General features: G+C 61.6%; 17 protein-coding genes and 2 pseudogenes. 10 read left to right on the forward strand and 9 right to left on the reverse strand.

What is annotated here, in order from left to right; genetic code table 11:
• Positions 1 to 564: 564 nt before the first annotated feature.
• Positions 565 to 759: pseudogene (locus IVB50_RS26425) on the forward strand (hypothetical protein); the annotation flags it as partial.
• Between the two features lie 213 nt (positions 760 to 972).
• Here the strand turns inward: IVB50_RS26425 and IVB50_RS26430 are convergent.
• Positions 973 to 1,887, reverse strand: coding sequence for a hypothetical protein (locus IVB50_RS26430; RefSeq protein WP_247297870.1), 915 nt, complete (start codon positions 1,885 to 1,887; stop codon positions 973 to 975).
• 601 nt (positions 1,888 to 2,488) lie between these two features.
• Between IVB50_RS26430 and IVB50_RS26435 the strand changes: the two are divergent.
• Positions 2,489 to 2,731 (forward strand): annotated as a pseudogene (locus IVB50_RS26435) (cytochrome c); the annotation flags it as partial.
• Between the two features lie 187 nt (positions 2,732 to 2,918).
• Here IVB50_RS26435 and IVB50_RS26440 read toward each other — a convergent pair.
• Both IVB50_RS26440 and IVB50_RS26445 read right to left on the reverse strand, forming a co-directional pair.
• On the reverse strand, positions 2,919 to 3,260 hold the full coding sequence (locus IVB50_RS26440) for a phasin (protein WP_018456669.1): 342 nt from the start codon (positions 3,258 to 3,260) through the stop codon (positions 2,919 to 2,921).
• Between the two features lie 132 nt (positions 3,261 to 3,392).
• On the reverse strand, positions 3,393 to 3,578 hold the full coding sequence (locus tag IVB50_RS26445) for a hypothetical protein (protein WP_247297873.1): 186 nt from the start codon (positions 3,576 to 3,578) through the stop codon (positions 3,393 to 3,395).
• A 754-nt stretch (positions 3,579 to 4,332) separates the two neighbouring features.
• Here IVB50_RS26445 and IVB50_RS26450 point away from each other — a divergent pair.
• Entirely contained in the window at positions 4,333 to 4,689 is a 357-nt protein-coding gene (locus tag IVB50_RS26450; protein WP_247297877.1) for a hypothetical protein, read from the forward strand.
• 46 nt (positions 4,690 to 4,735) lie between these two features.
• Here IVB50_RS26450 and IVB50_RS26455 read toward each other — a convergent pair whose 3' ends face one another.
• Positions 4,736 to 5,311, reverse strand: a complete 576-nt coding sequence (locus tag IVB50_RS26455; protein WP_204511910.1) for a hypothetical protein — start codon at positions 5,309 to 5,311, stop codon at positions 4,736 to 4,738.
• 45 nt (positions 5,312 to 5,356) lie between these two features.
• Positions 5,357 to 5,884 (reverse strand): GcrA family cell cycle regulator, encoded by a 528-nt coding sequence (locus IVB50_RS26460; RefSeq protein ID WP_247297880.1) that lies wholly within the window; start codon positions 5,882 to 5,884, stop codon positions 5,357 to 5,359.
• 165 nt (positions 5,885 to 6,049) lie between these two features.
• On the opposite strand from IVB50_RS26460, the gene IVB50_RS26465 reads away from it, so the two are divergent.
• Together IVB50_RS26465 and IVB50_RS26470 are read left to right on the forward strand one after the other, a co-directional pair.
• Positions 6,050 to 6,658, forward strand: coding sequence for a S24 family peptidase (locus tag IVB50_RS26465; protein ID WP_247297883.1), 609 nt, complete (start codon positions 6,050 to 6,052; stop codon positions 6,656 to 6,658).
• A gap of 96 nt (positions 6,659 to 6,754) precedes the next feature.
• Positions 6,755 to 7,030, forward strand: a complete 276-nt coding sequence (locus IVB50_RS26470) for a hypothetical protein (RefSeq protein WP_247297900.1) — start codon at positions 6,755 to 6,757, stop codon at positions 7,028 to 7,030.
• Between the two features lie 143 nt (positions 7,031 to 7,173).
• Here the strand turns inward: IVB50_RS26470 and IVB50_RS26475 are convergent, their stop codons facing one another.
• Positions 7,174 to 8,148, reverse strand: a complete 975-nt coding sequence (locus IVB50_RS26475) for a quinone oxidoreductase (RefSeq protein WP_247297903.1) — start codon at positions 8,146 to 8,148, stop codon at positions 7,174 to 7,176.
• 224 nt (positions 8,149 to 8,372) lie between these two features.
• Between IVB50_RS26475 and IVB50_RS26480 the strand changes: the two genes are divergently transcribed.
• The 3 genes from IVB50_RS26480 (at position 8,373) to IVB50_RS26490 (ending at position 11,051) form a co-directional block, all read left to right on the forward strand.
• Positions 8,373 to 8,573, forward strand: a complete 201-nt coding sequence (locus tag IVB50_RS26480) for a hypothetical protein (RefSeq protein ID WP_007612817.1) — start codon at positions 8,373 to 8,375, stop codon at positions 8,571 to 8,573.
• 148 nt (positions 8,574 to 8,721) lie between these two features.
• Entirely contained in the window at positions 8,722 to 9,669 is a 948-nt protein-coding gene (locus IVB50_RS26485) for a MoxR family ATPase (protein ID WP_085395396.1), read from the forward strand.
• Between the two features lie 5 nt (positions 9,670 to 9,674).
• Positions 9,675 to 11,051: a VWA domain-containing protein gene (locus IVB50_RS26490; RefSeq protein ID WP_247297906.1), complete on the forward strand. Its 1,377-nt coding sequence runs from the start codon at positions 9,675 to 9,677 to the stop codon at positions 11,049 to 11,051.
• A 19-nt stretch (positions 11,052 to 11,070) separates the two neighbouring features.
• On the opposite strand, the gene IVB50_RS26495 is transcribed toward IVB50_RS26490, so the two are convergent.
• Positions 11,071 to 11,253, reverse strand: coding sequence for a hypothetical protein (locus IVB50_RS26495; protein ID WP_247297910.1), 183 nt, complete (start codon positions 11,251 to 11,253; stop codon positions 11,071 to 11,073).
• A gap of 351 nt (positions 11,254 to 11,604) precedes the next feature.
• On the opposite strand from IVB50_RS26495, the gene IVB50_RS26500 reads away from it, so the two are divergent.
• Both IVB50_RS26500 and IVB50_RS26505 read left to right on the forward strand, forming a co-directional pair.
• The gene (locus tag IVB50_RS26500) at positions 11,605 to 11,826 is read left to right on the forward strand and encodes a hypothetical protein (RefSeq protein WP_018456680.1); all 222 of its coding nucleotides are present in this window, start codon (positions 11,605 to 11,607) and stop codon (positions 11,824 to 11,826) included.
• A 212-nt stretch (positions 11,827 to 12,038) separates the two neighbouring features.
• On the forward strand, positions 12,039 to 13,358 hold the full coding sequence (locus IVB50_RS26505; protein ID WP_247297913.1) for a dicarboxylate/amino acid:cation symporter: 1,320 nt from the start codon (positions 12,039 to 12,041) through the stop codon (positions 13,356 to 13,358).
• Positions 13,359 to 13,368: 10 nt separating this feature from the next.
• Here IVB50_RS26505 and IVB50_RS26510 read toward each other — a convergent pair whose 3' ends face one another.
• The gene (locus IVB50_RS26510) at positions 13,369 to 14,742 is read right to left on the reverse strand and encodes a hypothetical protein (RefSeq protein WP_247297916.1); all 1,374 of its coding nucleotides are present in this window, start codon (positions 14,740 to 14,742) and stop codon (positions 13,369 to 13,371) included.
• A gap of 97 nt (positions 14,743 to 14,839) precedes the next feature.
• Positions 14,840 to 16,099 carry an allantoate amidohydrolase gene (locus IVB50_RS26515; RefSeq protein WP_247297919.1) on the reverse strand — a complete coding sequence of 420 codons (1,260 nt, stop codon included), beginning with the start codon at positions 16,097 to 16,099 and terminating at the stop codon, positions 14,840 to 14,842.
• Positions 16,100 to 16,405 lie beyond the last annotated feature (306 nt).

Here is a 16,405-nt window from a genome sequence, read left to right on the forward strand (position 1 = left end):
GCATATTTTACTTTCGATTTGACCCGGGCTTTTTTGGCAATGCGCGGGCCGCAGCGGTTTAAACCTCCCGCTGCGGCCTTCGTATTTGCGGTGCGGCTGAGAACCGGCACGCGATCAGCCACGAACTTGCTAAGAACTTATGCGAGGCAATATCCAGACGATGCCACCCACTCCCGTTCGCATCCGTAAGCACGAAGCTGTGCCGTTAACCGGCAGCTATGAAGTCAATTCGCCGATGGTCGGCCGAGCGTTTACTTCTATTGGGACGATATCGCGGGACGGCGGCTTGCACCGAACCTATTGACTGGGGCAGAAGCGCTTGAACAGGCCCGGGCACTCGCAAGAGCGGAGCTCGCCCACTATCGAGACCAGGAAGGATAGAAGAACGTAAGCTCGCGCGACTGGGGATTTTCCGGGTTGACCCAGCTCAGTGGAACCACAAGGAGCGGCGGCATTTCAGTCATCGCCCGCTCGCCGCCTGAGCTGGCGGAGCGGCCCCGGCCTACCCCACCAGCCCCCAAGCTGGGGCCGCCTCTCGGCCGTCCGTAGTATCGGAGTAAGTGTATGCGTTCCTCGCCCTCGATCGTGCCAACCGACCGTCTCGACCGAGACATTTACATCGTGCTCGAAGACTTTGGCGCGCGCGCCGGCTGCGCCTGGCGCGAGACGGACGAACAGCACACCGATCTCGAAACAGTGCTGCAAGGCCTCCTCTCCGGCCAGTATGTCTATCCGGTCCGTATGGTGTGCTTCAACGCGAGCGTCGTCGTCAGCATTCACAATGCAGCGTGTCTATGATGCTCGCTTGATTGGGCGCAACTGTTCTTCTGTTGCTCGATGAGAATTGCATCGACCGGCTAGAGAACGAAATCGTGCGAGTCGCAGCGCTTCAGACTGCATAAGTTCGCCTTCTCGGCGTCGCCGAATCCGGCTGGCTTCGTAAAGGTTGCCACAGCGCGCGGCGGCAGATGTTCATCGGTCTCCGAAGAGCGCCGCTTCGATTACCTTCTTGGCCTCATCATGCTGCCGTAGCAGCCGAAGACCAATCGCCAGATTGACACTCAGAGACATCCGATTGTCGTCCCAAGCAGCTTCAGAGCCAGCGAACTTCTGTCGCATTTGCTCAAGAATGGCGATGGCTTCGGCAATTTGTGCGCGGAGTTCGCGGTTTAGTGTGCGGCGTTGGTTCGTCTCTGCCCAACGGGCTGCTTGGTCTATGCGAGCCTCTGCTGCCGCACCTGCCAAGTTTTCGTTATCGGGATAACGCCTGTGACGTTCGCTTGCGAAATCCCACCACGTCTCCGGCTCGCATCGGCTGCGCAAATAGTGGATTTTGGCCAAAGCCACGGTCGGGTCATCCGCTACGCTGTCCGTAATCAGCGACAGCGCACCATCCGCTTCGTTCGCCGCCGCCTCAACGGTGTCCATACTGCCGAAAACAAATCCTTGAGAAACACTGGCGCAAATAAATTCTGCCAAAGTAGTGCTAGGACGAAGTCGCACCTTCCTTCGCTGGGAAGCGGCGCAGAGCCCGTCGGCGATGGCCCGATTAACATTGAAGATACTTTCGTTAGGAGGATTGTGCGTGCTGATTTTGAGCTGCACGATTTTGCGTGAGGACTTAATTGCATCCTGGAAAGTGGCCAAATACCCATCAAGGGCTGCAAGCCACGTTGAAGCGTCAGTCGAACGAAGATCATTTTGCGCCGCCTGAACGAACAGGATAGCGGTCGCGTTTTGACCAAGCACCTCGGCCCTGGCGCAAGCTGGCGGAGGTGGTTCAGGTGGAGCTTCGGGAGGAGGAACAGGCTCAGGCAGCACGGCGGCCGGCTCGATGTCGAGCAGTGGCACCGCGAGCGGTGCGGGTGGTTCGCCCGGACCTAACACGAGCAATGCTCTCAACCATCAAACTACGGGAAATCGGCTGGGCAATCGCGCTAGGAATGAGAACAATGGCTCTTCTATCCCCGCCAGCGGCTACGTCAACGATCCTACGATGAACAAGGCCGTGCAGAATTTGGGGAATACGAATACTGGTATTGTAGCGCTTAGCCGCTAGGCCTCCCCACCGGCGGGCGCCGCACAATGAGCGCCCTAGGTAAAATTAGAACGGCTTCTATTTGTCAAAAGCACCGTACACGATGTTCTTCAGCGCTGTTCTGGTCGACTAATCTGTCCAGTTGCATCATAGACGCCATCGCCCACACACGCCAGGAATAGACACAACAATTGTCGCTGGGCTGCGATCACACTGCCCATGTTGCGGGATCGAACTCCCCGCATCATCCGAAGGGCGTTCACCGCATAGAAATGCAGCAGGCTGCAGATGCAAAACTTTTCGCCAAATGTGCTCCGCTGATTCCCGCTTGGACCCCGTGGCCGAACTATTGGACCCACCGGAAGCTGAGGTTGTGGCCCCGGGCTCCTAGACACCCCGGGGCCGCCCTGCTTCAAGGCTGCGCTTGTTGCCGGCCTATCTTTTTCTAGCGCCGATGCAGATCATGGCGCCGAGCTTGCGAAGCGCTGGTCCGCCAGCCGCCATGTCGTGGCGAACGGCCAGATCCAGGCGAGCGCCGACGTTCCCTCCTTCGCGTCCGTTGCGCGCAGGCCCGACTTCAGTTCAGAAAGACGCGCTTTTTTCCTGCTAGACCCGCACCCGAAGATGCCGAATTTCCCCTTGAGCCGGACTGAAGCCGGCGACATCGCGGCCTACATCGCATCGCTGCGTTAGCAGAGCGGCCGATGGCTCAAGGTACCTGCGACATATGCAAATCCCTGCCTGAGAACCGACAGGGGTCAGCAGAAAGCATGATGGGCGGCGAATGAGGTCCATTCGACGGCCATCATGGACCGGCACCAGTGGCGATATTCACGCCGGACAAGTCCAATCTGTGGACGCGGCGTGAACACACCGAGAATCAGGACTTGTCCTTACCCGGTTGCATGAGACTGCCGGTCATCTGGCGCATGTGGTCTCCGGCACTGGTGAACTGGCTGCGCAGGAAATCCGATTGGATTCGCATCGCCTCCTGAAGGTCGGTCGCATGGACGAGCTTGCGAGCATGCTCGAACGCCGACTTCATGTTCTGCTCGGTGAAAGCGAGCGCCTGCTTCGACACGTCCGCCCCCGCGCCCGGAACGGTCGTCATCGACTTGGTGGCGGCTTCGAAAAACATGCCGAATGCCTTTTCCGCCTGGTCAATCGTCTTCTCGGCCAGGTCGCGCAGTTCGGCCGGAACTTCGAGCTTCGGTTCGATCATGGTCGCACTCCTCCCGTTTTCAGAACTGAATACCACACTTGCCGGATCGCCTGCCAGCGTCCAGCCCCGGGGAAGTCGTCGCTTGGCGGCCGGCTTTGGCAGGAAATCGTAAGGCGGGGCGCGCGGGCCGGCTCAGGAAAGGGGGTGTTCGGGGAGGGTTTCTTCGGTGGCGAGGTCTTCGACGAGCTTGATGACCTCGAAACGCTGCCGGGGCGCGAGCTTCAGAAAGGCGCGGAGCAGGCGCAGGCTTTCGACGGTGCCGCTTGCGGGCGCGCCGAGCTTGAGGTGCAGCTCAGCTGCGAAATCGAGGTTCTTCATCTCGCACCTATGACAAGCATCGGACTTCGTGATCCAACATCGAGGTCCCAACTAAGAACCCAACGCCATAACCGGATGCCATAACCGGATGCCATAACCGGATGCTATGGCGACGGCGCGCCTTCGGCCGGGGGAAGCCCGGTGTGTTCGCACGCCGAGCTACATGTGCAAGCGCGCACCTGAACAGGTTGTAACTATGTCGAGAAACAACCCCTCCGGCAAGCCCAACGGTTGGCGCAGCGATGCTTCGTCTGCATCGCACCACGGCAATTCCGGATAACAGGAATAGGGCCCGCCGTCACCCACCTGCGTCAAGAAGCGTCATCCATCAGGCATACAGCCTCGATTGCCGTCAATCGACGCTGCGCTTCGTGTTGTTTCGGATCTGAATGGACGTTGGTGGACGCGAACCAGGCTTCTTCAGCGTATACACGTAATTGTTGAGTCTGGCGTCGGCGGTTGTATCGTCGACGAAATAGGCGTCGATCTCGCGCTATGGATCGGCAGCCACAGCGGGGCCTTCTGACCAAGAGACAAACTATGGCGTTTGGATTTCATCCAAATCCGTCCCCTCGAGCTCTTGGACTTGGACTCGGCCTCTTCGCATCAGGATTCATCGGGCCGCATTTGTTTCCGGCCGTGAACCGTTTTCGAGGAGCAAACGACAAAGCGGTGGCGAACAGTCACGCAGATCACGGGCGCCGTGACTGATGCATTGATCGAACCGGGCGCCCCAGCACCAAAGGACGACGGCATGCTTTCTCGTTGCGATCTCATCAAGGGCGCCGCAGTCGCGCTTCTCACCTTCTCGACACAAAGCGCGTGGGCGCAGGAGACCAGGATGAACCTGTTCAAGATCGTCACCATCAAGGACGAAATCGTCGTCGGATTGTCGACGGAGGAGCTTCAGGCCCTCGGCGGCAATGATGCCAGCGCCGTTGCACATGCTCTGGTACAGAAGGGCGATCTCACCGTCTGGCAATACAACGTGCATCGCGGTCCGAACGGCGAATTGCAGCAGGCGCCGACCGCCAAAATCGGCCTTTTGGCCAACGCCTCGCTGCGGGTCGAGCCCTATGCCACGACCTACCAGATCCTACCGCATCCCTAAGCACAAGACCGGCGCGCCCACGATCGTGGTCGCGGGCGCGCCGTTGTCATCTTCGTTGCCCTGCACGCTGTCTCCCCGTTTCCGTCGCAAAGCCATAGATCACTGCCAGCCGGTCCAGGCATTCACGGAAACGTCGGGCAAAATAGTCGATCCAGCGCTGCGTACGGACGGCGCGACGCTGGCCGATCTCGTCCATGGTCAGGCCCAGCACCAACACGTCGTGCACTAGCGCGGCACCGTCTGTGCCGAGTTCGCGCTCGATCCGGTTCAGCCGCAGCACCGCCTGGCGTTGGCTCTCGGTGACCGGCTCGCGCATGCGCGCGCCATCGACATATTCGCGAGTCGGGTCCATTGCCTGAGGGCCTCGCTCGGCCTTCTCCCAATCGTCCTGGAAGGCGCGCCCGCCGCGATACTGCGCCTCGTCGATCTGACGGTGCGCATGCAGCCGGCCGAGCGGATCGCTGCGGATCGACCGCACGGCCATAATCTTCTCGCCGGGGTCGAGCGCCAGCGGATTGTCCACCTCGACTTCCGCCACCTCCGCATTGAACGGTATCTCACGTGAGCGTCGGTCGTAGACATTCGCCGATTTAAAGGAACTGTTGCGTCGGACACGTGCCACTCGGATACTCCTTGCGAATTGACGATTGAACGGACGGTCGTCAGGTCAGGCGGCAGAGACCAGCCTCAGCACGACGGGGCCGTCGACGCGGGCGGATCCGGCTCCGGCGCGGCTCGTCAGGCGCGCATGCGGCATGCAATAGCTCGAGCCCGGCTCACTTGGATGGCCGCAGAAGGTAATCTCCTCCCCGTCCTTGTCGCCGCCATAGGGATAGCGACAGTCCTCGGCAGCGAGTTCGACCAACGGGACCAGGCGCGGCTGGACGCCGACGCAGCGCAATTTGACCTGCGCGGCAGGCTTCATCGCAGATTTCGGCGGCAGGTTCAGTAACGCGTGACGGTGCGGGAGGATAAGACAGGCTCCAGACGGCAGCACCGGCACGATCGACGGGCTCGTCATCCGCACCTGCACGATCAGCCCGAGCCGCTTGGCGCGGCCGACCACCGCGTTGCGCGTGTAAGCCGTTCCGAACCTTGCGTTAATCTGTCTTCCGATCTCCGCATAAGACAACCCCTTGAGAAAATAGTCGCGAAGCGCGTCGGAGTGCTCCGACGGCCAATGAGCCGGTTCCATGCTGCTGTCCTGTGATGCGCCTCCTCCGATCGCACGACCGCGAGGCGGAGCCTACATTCCGGTATTCCGAAGTCGAAGTCAAGCGATAATTCTGATATTCATAATTGCATCAATTCCGAATTTCGGATTACAAGAGACGGACGATGGACAATCGAGGGAATCACCATGTTGGACGCTGCAATGATCGAACGGGGCCTGGAAAAGACGGGCAAGAGCAAGGGCGGCCTGGCGGCTGCCATGGGCGTACGCCCCGGCGCTGTCTCGGAGATCCTCGGCGGCGAACGCCTGGTGAAGGCTTCGGAAATCATTCCGATCATGGAATATCTCGAGCTCAATCTCGCGCCGATCATGGGCCGCGTGGGGGCCGGTGCCGTGATCGAGCCGGATTATGAGCAGGTTCCCCCCGAAGGCCTTGGCGACATCGCGCTGCCCTTTCCGATCATGGAGGAGACCATCGCATTCGAGATCGTGGGCGATTCGATGCTGCCCAAATACGAGAGCGGCGACGTAATCGTAGTCTACAAGGACCAGCGCCATCCCCTGTCGAGCTTCTACGGCGAGGAGGCCGTGGTCCGGCTCAAGACCGGCGAGCGCTATCTGAAGACCATCGAACGAGGCAAATCCCCCTCCGTCGTCAATCTCAGCAGCTTCAATGCCAAGCAGATCGTCGGCGTGAAACTGGAGTGGGTCGGCGAGATCTGCCTGTCCATGCCCAAGGGGCAGCTGGAGCGGCTGCGCGCCAAGTCGGCGCGCCCGCGCAAGAGGGGCAAGTAGGCTGCAATTTCCGTTTTTACGAAATTCACCTTGACTTGATTCCGTTTTTCGGAAATACTCTGCCGTTCCCGACCATGGGCACGGCAGGATCGTTTCATGCAGTATTTCGTCGTGATGATCGACTATGGGCGCCGCGGCCGCGAGGCAGTGGTCGACCCTGAAATCACCAGGCGCGAGGTCATTTCCCGCGGTGCCTCAGGGGAATATCGGAATATCTCGTTCATCCAGGAAATCGTGGAGAATTCGGTCGAAGACGTGACCGAGGCGATCCTCGCTGAGGCTGCCCTGCCCCGGATCCCGCCCGAAGAAGTCGACCTCCAGGCTCTCCGCCTCGATCACGCCCGCGATCTGCGTAAGCACGAGCGGACATAACGCAGGCCCAGGGCCGACCTTTTCCGGTCCGATCGACTCGGAACGGGCTCTGGATTTCTTATTTTGACGCGTTTTCTCTACGCGAACCGGAATCCAGTTCGCTCGAAACGCTCTGCCAGCCTGCGCCACAGCCCGGTCGGAGATCACACCGTGAGGACGGTCGATCCCGTGGTCTTGCGCGCGGCGAGATCGGCATGCGCCTTGGCGGCGTCCTTCAGTGGATAGGTCTGGCGCACCTCGATCTTGACCGCGCCGGACTTGACGACATCGAACAGCTCGCCCGCCATCGCGACCAGGCTTTCACGCTTGGCGGCGTAGGTGAACAGCGTCGGCCGGGTGACGTAGAGCGAGCCCTTCTGCGCCAGCAGACCGAGATTGAGCGGCTCGACGGCGCCGGAGGACGCACCGAACAGCGCGGCGACGCCGAGCGGCGCGAGGCAATCGAGCGACTTCAAGAACGTATCCTTGCCGACCGAGTCATAGACCACCGGCACCTTCTTGCCGCCGGTGATCTCGTCCACGCGCTTCACGAAATCCTCGCGGCTATAGATGATGACATGGTCGCAGCCATGCGCCTTGGCGAGCTTGGCCTTCTCGTCGTTGCTGACGGTGCCGATCACGGTTGCGCCGAGATGCTTGGCCCACTGGGAGAGAATCAGGCCGACGCCGCCGGCGGCCGCATGCAGCAGGATGGTGTCGCCGGCCTTCACCCGATAGGTCTGCCGGATCAGATATTGCGTTGTGAGCCCCTTCAGCATCATCGCCGCTGCGGTCTTGTCGTCGACACCGTCCGGCAGCTTCAGCAGTCGGTCGGCCGGGATCAGCCGCGCCTCGGAATAGGCCCCGAGCGGCGAGGCGCCGTAGGCGACGCGATCGCCGGGCTTCAGATCGGTGACGCCAGGCCCGACCTCCTCGACGACGCCAGCAGCCTCGCTACCAAGCCCACTCGGCAGTTGCACCGGGTAAAGGCCCGAACGATTGTAGATGTCGACGAAGTTGAGACCGACGGCGGTATGGCGGATTCGTGCCTCGCCTGGTCCGGGCTTGCCGACACTGACTTCTTCCCAGACCAGCACTTCCGGACCACCAGTCTTGTGAAAGCGAATGGCATGCGTCATGGGCGTTGCTCCCTTATCGTTGAGGTCGAAGTCCGAATACCGGATCGGTCTTTTGAAATAGGTATTTGCTCCACCCGTCACAGTACAGAGACGTAACAAGAATGTCACAGCGAACGACAAACCTCCGCCGTTCCGCCTCTGTTCGAAAGAGTTGATGTCGGCCTTTCGCCGGCCGGCAGTAGCCTTCGCGCGGGTTTGGAGGTCGTCTGCGAAGGAGAGCCGAGATGCCAGCTTATGTACAGCATCATCAGGATATCGAGATCGCGCCTGTGATTTGCCCTGCTTGCATGGGGTTCCTTCCAATGTATGTGCGCGAGGTCGAACCGCATTGGAGTCTTGCCAAGATCGACTTCGTCTATGAATGCGCCGATTGCGGCGCCGAGGTCAGACAGACGATCCGCAAGCCGGAGTTGCTGCGGCACTGATCCCGCGGCCGGTTGGCCGCCCGGCTATTTGCGTTGAGCGGAAAAAACGCCCATTCGCGCGGGTCTGGCCTCTCCCAAACGAGGCTTGTTCTTTGCCGTGAACGCAGGCAGAACAAGCCTCAATCAAGACCTTTGGGAGCGCCTTTTCGTGGCTGAACAGAAGCCCTCGACAGCGATCGAGGCAGTGGAGAGCGGCCTCGCCGCTCAAGGCTACATCGCGAGCCGGCAGATCGCGACCGCCGTCTATTTGTCGCAACAGATCGAGAAGCCGATCCTGGTCGAAGGACCCGCGGGCGTCGGCAAGACCGAGCTTGCCAAGGCGATTGCGGCCTGGCGCGGCCTGAAGATGATCCGCCTTCAGTGCTACGAAGGCCTCGACGAGGCCAAGGCGCTCTATGAATGGAAATACGCCAAGCAGCTTCTCTACACGCAGATCCTCAAGGACAAGCTCGGGGAAGTCCTCGGCGGCGCGCAGACTTTGCACGCTGCACTTCATCAGCTCCACGATTTCGGCGACGTGTTCTTCTCCAAGGAGTTCGTCGAGCCGCGGCCGCTGCTGCAAGCGCTGGAGCAGCCGGGCGGCTGCGTGCTCCTGATCGACGAGATCGACAAGTCGGATGCGGAATTCGAATCGCTGCTGCTGGAAATTCTCTCCGATTTCCAGGTCACGATCCCAGAACTCGGCACCGTCTCCGCGATCACGCCGCCAACGGTGATCCTCACCTCCAACAGCGAGCGCGATCTGGGCGACGCCCTGAAGCGGCGCTGCCTGCATCTGCACATCGGCTTCCCCGAGCAGCGGCTCGAGGAGCGCATCGTCGAGAGCCGCGTCCCCAACATTTCGCAGACGCTGCGGCGGCAGATGGTCGGCTTCATCCACGAAATCCGCTCGCTCGACCTGAAGAAGCTGCCTTCGGTCAGCGAGACCATCGACTGGGCACGCGTGCTGGTGCTCTTGCAGGCCTCGGAGCTCGACACCGAGATCGTCAAGGACACGCTCAACGTGCTCCTGAAATACGAGGCCGACATCGAGGCGGCTCAGCCTCAGATTACGACCTTCATTGCCAAGGCAGCACGATCCAACGTCTTCGGTTGACCCCGATGCGCGAGAATATCCATCGTTTCTTCCGTGCCGCACGGGGCGCCGGGGTCCATGTCTCGCCGGCCGAAAGCATCGATGCGATGCGTGCGGTCGCGCAGGTCGGCGTCTCCGACCGGACCATCCTGCGCGATGCGCTCCTTCTGACGCTCGCCAAGTCGCAGGACGAAAAGCTCGCGCTCGGAGACTGTTTCGATCTGTTCTTCAGCCAGCCGGAGCCGCGACAGGAACAGCCTGAAGCCGACAGCAACTATGTTTCGGAGGACGCGGATCAATCTCCGTCGTCGAGTGCGGCCAGCGATGCGAGCGCCGGTTCGCCTCCCGCAGAATTGGGGCCCCTCGCGCAGATGCTGCTGTTGCAGGATCGCAACGCGATCACCGCCGCGATCGCCAGCGCCTCAGGTGCGGCCTCCCTATCCGACATCCGCTACTCCACCCAGCGCGGCATCTTCTCCAGCCGCATCCTTGACGCCATGGGGCTCCAGCGGCTGCGCGACGATCTCGAGGAGCTGACCGCGACCAATCCGGCACTGGCCGAGCGGCTTCGCGCCGCGCTCGATGCCTTGCGCGAAGCCGTCCGCGACACCGTCGCGCAGGGGCTTGCGCTCTATGCCCGCGAGGAAGCTGAAAACCTCCGCAACGAGATTCTTCGCAACGCGCCGCTTGCCCGCATCGAGCGCCGCCATGTCGCGGAGATGCGCGCTCTCATCCGCCAGATCGCACGTCGCCTGCGCGAGCGCTATTCGAAACCACGCAAGCGCCAACGGCGCGGTCATCTCGACGTCCGCCGCACGCTGCGCCGCAATGCCGCCTGGGGCGGCATCCCCTTTCTCACGGCCTGGAAGCGCAAGCATCGCGATCGGCCGAAGATCGTGGCGCTCTGCGACGTCTCGGGCTCGGTGGCGCAGGTCTCGGATTTCTTCCTGCTCCTGATCCACTCGCTGCACGAGGTGGTCGACGACGTCCATTCGTTCGCCTTCTCCTCGCATCTGATCGAAGTCAGCGACATCCTGGAATCGAAACCGCCGGAAGAGGCGATGGCCGAGATCATGTCCAAGGTCGGCTTCGGCTCCTCCGACTACGGCTCGGCGCTGGCCGATTTCGAGAAGGAGTTCATGAGCACGCTGACGCCGCAGACCACGGTGATCGTGCTGGGCGATGCCCGCAGCAACAATCTCGATCCGCGCGCCGACATCCTGCGCCGCATCTCCGAGCGCTCGAAGCGACTGGTGTGGCTCAATCCCGAAGGACGTCTCGCCTGGGGCTTTGGCGATTCCGAGATGCCGCGCTATGCGACCTTCTGCAGCGTGGTGCGCCAGTGCGCCACCGCGCAGCAGCTCGAGCGCGCGGTATCCGATATTGTGGCGACTTATCAGTAGGCCTTACCCACAGCCGACGTCAGTTTCGCCCCAGCTCCGTCTGAGCCACATTGCACTCCCGGGAATGATAGGCGATCTCGTCAAGCGCGCGCTGCTCCCATTCCTGAGCTTGCGCAAGCCAGAAAAGCCGGCGCTGCAAATCAAGCGCGGCACGCTCCCGGCACAGGGATTCCTGACTGCGAATTTCGACCAGCCTGTTCATGCACTCCACTCCTGCCGTGTGAAGCCATTCCCCGCGAATCAGCGTAACAGAATCCCGAACCCTTCGTTCTCATGATTTCTGTGCATATTGCGACGCAGAATGGGACAGCAGCGCTTCCCGTGCAGTGCGGTAGTTCGCGGACCAACATCAAGCCTACATCATCAATATGTGATCGAGGCTCGGACGGTCCTCGTGACCGAGCGGTCTTAACTCTTGTGGCGCAATGGCGTGCAGCAATTTGTGAAGAGAAGTTCTAAACGCCTCACCGAATTCCCGACTCATTGTCGTCGCACGGTCTTCATGCAGCGCCTCTAACAGAGGCGCAGGAACGGCACCACGGCTTGAGGCAACATGAGCAACGACATCGACTTCGATCTTTCGCCAGACCAATGGGAGGTTCTGAAGGCGCTTCGCGACCCGGTGTCGAACGGTCGCCTTTCCAAGGCCTATCTCATCGAGAGCCTCGTCAAGTTCGGTCTTGTCGTCGTCTGCGACGGCGTGCCGGTCATGACGCCGAATGGACGCAAGGTGCTGGTACGCGGATCGTGTCGGCTGCTGGATCTCGCGGCGTGACGCGGCCACCCGCGCGCAGAACGTGACTGTGGACCGCAAGATCGTCTGTCCACGTGACCGACGGCACCTGGAACGGTTTCCCGGCGCCGATGCGGATGCCGGTCGCACCCAAAAAGACCGAATAGACCTCCTCCTCAGCGAAAACCGCGACAATCTGGCACGCTAGTTGCTCCTTTCGACGATCGAGACGTCGTCAAAACGGGGGAGTCACCATGTCGACCATTGCCGCGGCCCCGGCCGCCGAGCCAAAGCCGCTCTACACGTCGCTGTTCGTCCAGGTCCTGGCCGCGCTGATCCTCGGCATCATTCTCGGGGTGGCCGCGCCGGATTTTGCCATCTCGCTCAAGATTCTGAGCGACGCCTTCCTGAAGCTGATTTCGATGATCGTGGCGCCGATCGTGTTCTGCGTCGTCGTGCACGGCATTGCCGGCGCGGGCGACCTCAAGAAGGTCGGACGGGTCGGCGTCAAAGCGCTGGTCTATTTCGAGGTGATGACCACAGTCGCGCTCGTGGTAGGTCTCATCCTGGCCTACACTTTCGGCCCCGGTCATGGCATGAACATCGACCCCTCGACGCTGGACGCCAAGGCGCTCAATACCTATGCCGACAACGCCCACAAGCTTCAGGGCGGCGGCATCGGCTCCTTCCTCCTCAACGTGATCCCGAGCACCTCGTTCGACGCGTTGTCGCGCAACGACGTGCTCCAGGTGCTGTTTTTCGCCGTGCTGTTCGGCGTAGGCCTCGCACTGGTCGGCGGCGAGAAGGGCAAGCTCGTGACGTCGATGATCGATGCCGCCTCGACCGTGCTGTTCCGCGTCATGGGGCTTATCGTCCGCGTTGCTCCACTTGGCGTGCTCGGCGCAGTCGCCTACACCGTCGGCAAATACGGCGTCGGCTCGCTCAAGCAGCTCGTCTCACTGGTTGCGCTGTTCTACGTCTCGGTCGGCATCTTCGTGCTGGGCGTGCTCGGCGGCGTCATGGCGCTTGCCGGCATCAACATCTTCAAATTCCTCGCCTACCTGCGCGAGGAGTTGACGATCGTGCTCGCGACCGCCTCGTCCGACGCCGTGCTGCCGCAGATCATGAAGAAGCTGGAGCGGATGGGCGTGAAGGATTCCGTCGTCGGCCTCGTGATTCCGACCGGATATTCCTTCAACCTCGACGCGTTCTCGATCTACCTGACGCTTGCGGTCGTCTTCATCGCGCAGGCGACCAACACGCCGCTGTCCTTCGGCGACCTCCTACTGGTGCTCGGCGTCTCCCTGATCACCTCCAAGGGCGCGCATGGCGTGCCGGGCTCCGCGATCGTGATTCTGGCGGCGACGCTGAACGCGGTGCCCAGCATCCCTGCGATCGGCCTCGTGCTGGTCTTGTCGGTCGACTGGTTCATCGGCATGGCTCGCGCGGTCGGCAACCTCACCGGAAATTGCGTTGCGACCGTGGTGGTGGCCGCCTGGGAAGGCGACCTCGACCTCGCCAAGGCGGCCAAGGTCCTCGACGGTGGCGAGCTTGTGGACGTGACGGCTGGGTAACGACCGCCGTTCAGTCATTCCAATGGAGGAGCGGCGTTCCATGCGCCCTCCTCCAGACAGAGAGGAAACGCGGAAACCAGGAGTGGGCCACGGCGCCCTTGTAGGCCCAGGTGCGATATTGCAGGCCGTGCTCCGAGATCAGTTCCTGATAGCCGCCGTGGACTTCGGTTGCGGTGCGAATGTCCTTCAGAATTCCCTGGGCGCAGGAACGGTAGGTATCGCTGCACGAGAATTCATCATAGTCCAGCATGCGATCCGCGAATTCGACGTTGAACGTCGGCCAGGAGGAACGTCCCTGATAGGCGGGAGCCGCGATCTTGTGGATCATCTTGTTCCGCGGATTATCCGCGGACACCAGGAAGTGGAATGTGCCGGGGATGCGAAAGCGCGGCTCCGCAATGATCAGATCCGCCGTGGCTGCGAACAGCGCGCGCTCGGCCGGCTCGTTCATATCCCAGAAGCCGCGATGCACACTGACGAAATCCAGCGCGACCGAGGACACCGGCGAGCGCGTGGGGCCATCCAGGGAATGCCTGATATAGCCACCCTTGCCGAACAGGCGGAGCAGGTCCCCCTTGTACTGCGCCAGGTCGCGTCCGAGCCGCCGCTTCAGCTCGTTCTCGTCGACGATTCCAAGCCGCACGCCGCACACGAATGTCGTGTAGACGCAGGCATTGGTGACGAAACGCCTGCGCTCGGCGCGCGTGTCCGTTGCCGCAGAGCGCGGAGCACTGGCATCGCACAGCAAATACGTAGAGCCATCATCATTGAACGGCTCGAGCTCGCTTGCGAGCTGGAGGATCGCGCGGTTCAGATCACCGCAATATTCGGCCAGCAGCAGGCGACCGGCATGCACGCATTGCGACATCGCCAGATAGGACGACGCTCTCTCCTCGGCAGAGATCATCTGCCGCAGGCCGGCCAGAATGCCGAGCAGCGTATCCGAAGGGCGCGAGAAATAGTTCACGCCGAGATACCGGGCGCGCCCCGCCGGGACGATCGTCGTCGTGACGACGTTGGCGCGAACCGCTTCCAGCAGCAGGCGGACGCTCTTTTCGAGCAGACGAGCCCGGCGCACCGCATCCTGCGAATCCAGGATAGTGTCGGGATCGAGGATGTCGGGATAGAACCAGGCAAAGTCGCGCGGATAGTACGCAGAAGCGTGCGGCGCGCCCGTAACGAGAAAGGACTCAGATACCGCAAAAGCACTGTCCATCGAGTGCCGGTAAAGGTCCTCGATAGCCGTGAACGGATGATGCGACTTCCTCAGGAATCGATCACCGAGAAAGTTCACCGCCTGAAGCGCGCTGGCAACGAAGGTCGCCGCCATACCCTGGTAAAATCGGTTTTCGCCATGGGATGGAAAAGAGATGCCGCTGTTCATACGCGCCGTCGAATGTTGTCTCGTGGTCCGGCGGGACGCCGTTACGACGCTAGACCTGTCTGATTCTTATCTCTAGCCGGTGACGTGAGGAGCCGATTTACCCTTGCCGCGGCCGAAAATTCTCGATCAGCCCCAGCAACACTCGCGCGCCGGCGTCGGCATCGGCGAGCTCAACATGCTCGTCGGGGTGATGGCTGATTCCGCCGCGGCAGCGAACGAAGATCATGCCGACGTCGGCAATGTCGATCATGGCCATGCCGTCATGCCCCGCCCCGCTCGGCAGCTCGAACACGGAAAAACCTTCCGCTTTGATCGCCTGCGCGATCTGCTCCTTGAGCCAGGGCGCGCAGGGCGCGGTGCGGTTCTCGTGGGTGACGTCGAGCTGAAGTGTCAATTGGCGGCGCTTTGCGATGGCCTCGATCTGCCTCACGACATCGGCGACCGCGCGCTTGCGGTGCATGTCGGTCGGCGCCCGCATATCGATGGTGAACGACACCTCGCCCGGAATGACGTTTGTTGCGCCGGGCCTCGCCTGGATGTAGCCGACGGTGCCGACCAGCCCACCCTCGTCGGTGCGGCAAAACTGCTCGATCGCACCGATGCATTCGGCCGCGCCCGCCAACGCATCGCGCCGGAGCGCCATCGGCACCGTGCCCGCGTGCCCCGCCATGCCGGTCAGCCGCGCGGCAAGCCGTGTCGCGCCCGCGATCGCAGTGACAACTCCGACGGGGAGGTTTTGCGTTTCCAGCACCGGCCCCTGCTCGATGTGCAGCTCGAGATAGGCAAGCAGCTCGCGCCGGGCCCGCGCGGCCGCCCCGATATGATCGGGGTCGAGCCCGAACTGCACCAGCGCATCGCGCATCGCGACGCCATCGCTGTCGCGTGTGTTGAGGACGCTTGCGTCAAAAGTGCCGGCCACGGCGCGGCTGCCGAGCAGGGTCGAGGCAAAGCGCACCCCTTCCTCATCCGCAAAACCGACGATTTCGATCGCGAACGGCAGGCGCTTGCCGCGGCGGTTGAGATCGGCGACGCAGGCGATCGCCGTGATCACGCCCAACGGCCCGTCCCATTTGCCGGCATCTCGCACGGTGTCGTAGTGCGAGCCGAGCATCAGGCAGGGCGCGCCCGGCCGCTCCCCTTCGTAGCGCCCGCAGACATTGCCGATCGCGTCGAGACGCGCGCTCATGCCGGCGTCGCGCATCCAGCTCAGGATGAGGTCCGCGGCCTTGCGCAGCTCGCCGGTCAGATAGATGCGGGTGAGCTTGTCGCCTTCTTCCGAGATCGCCGCGAGCTCGTTGATCCTTCGCACGATCTCTTCGCCGAGCGAACCATTATGAACGGCGGTACCAGCAGCCATCTCGGCGGGCTTTCCATCTCTTGGGACCGCGGCGACGGCGATCCTGGCGGCAATCGATTCAAGTTCGGTGCCAGCGAAATCACGCTGTCGACATCGTTCCGATCAGCGCGTGGTTAGCATGAATGCGGTTGCCGGCAGACCACCCGACCCTCGTCATGCACATGTCCAAGCTGGTTAAGACTGCTTAACTCCATTGCATACAATCATAAAATACTGCCTATATTTTCATCTGCTACTTTCCTGTTCAAGCGCAGATCACCGAAAATAGTAAATACTCTCAACAACTTAAGTGGAGATCCTCCCTCG

The organism is Bradyrhizobium sp. 87 (genome assembly GCF_023073015.1).
GTDB lineage: Bacteria > Pseudomonadota > Alphaproteobacteria > Rhizobiales > Xanthobacteraceae > Bradyrhizobium > Bradyrhizobium canariense_D.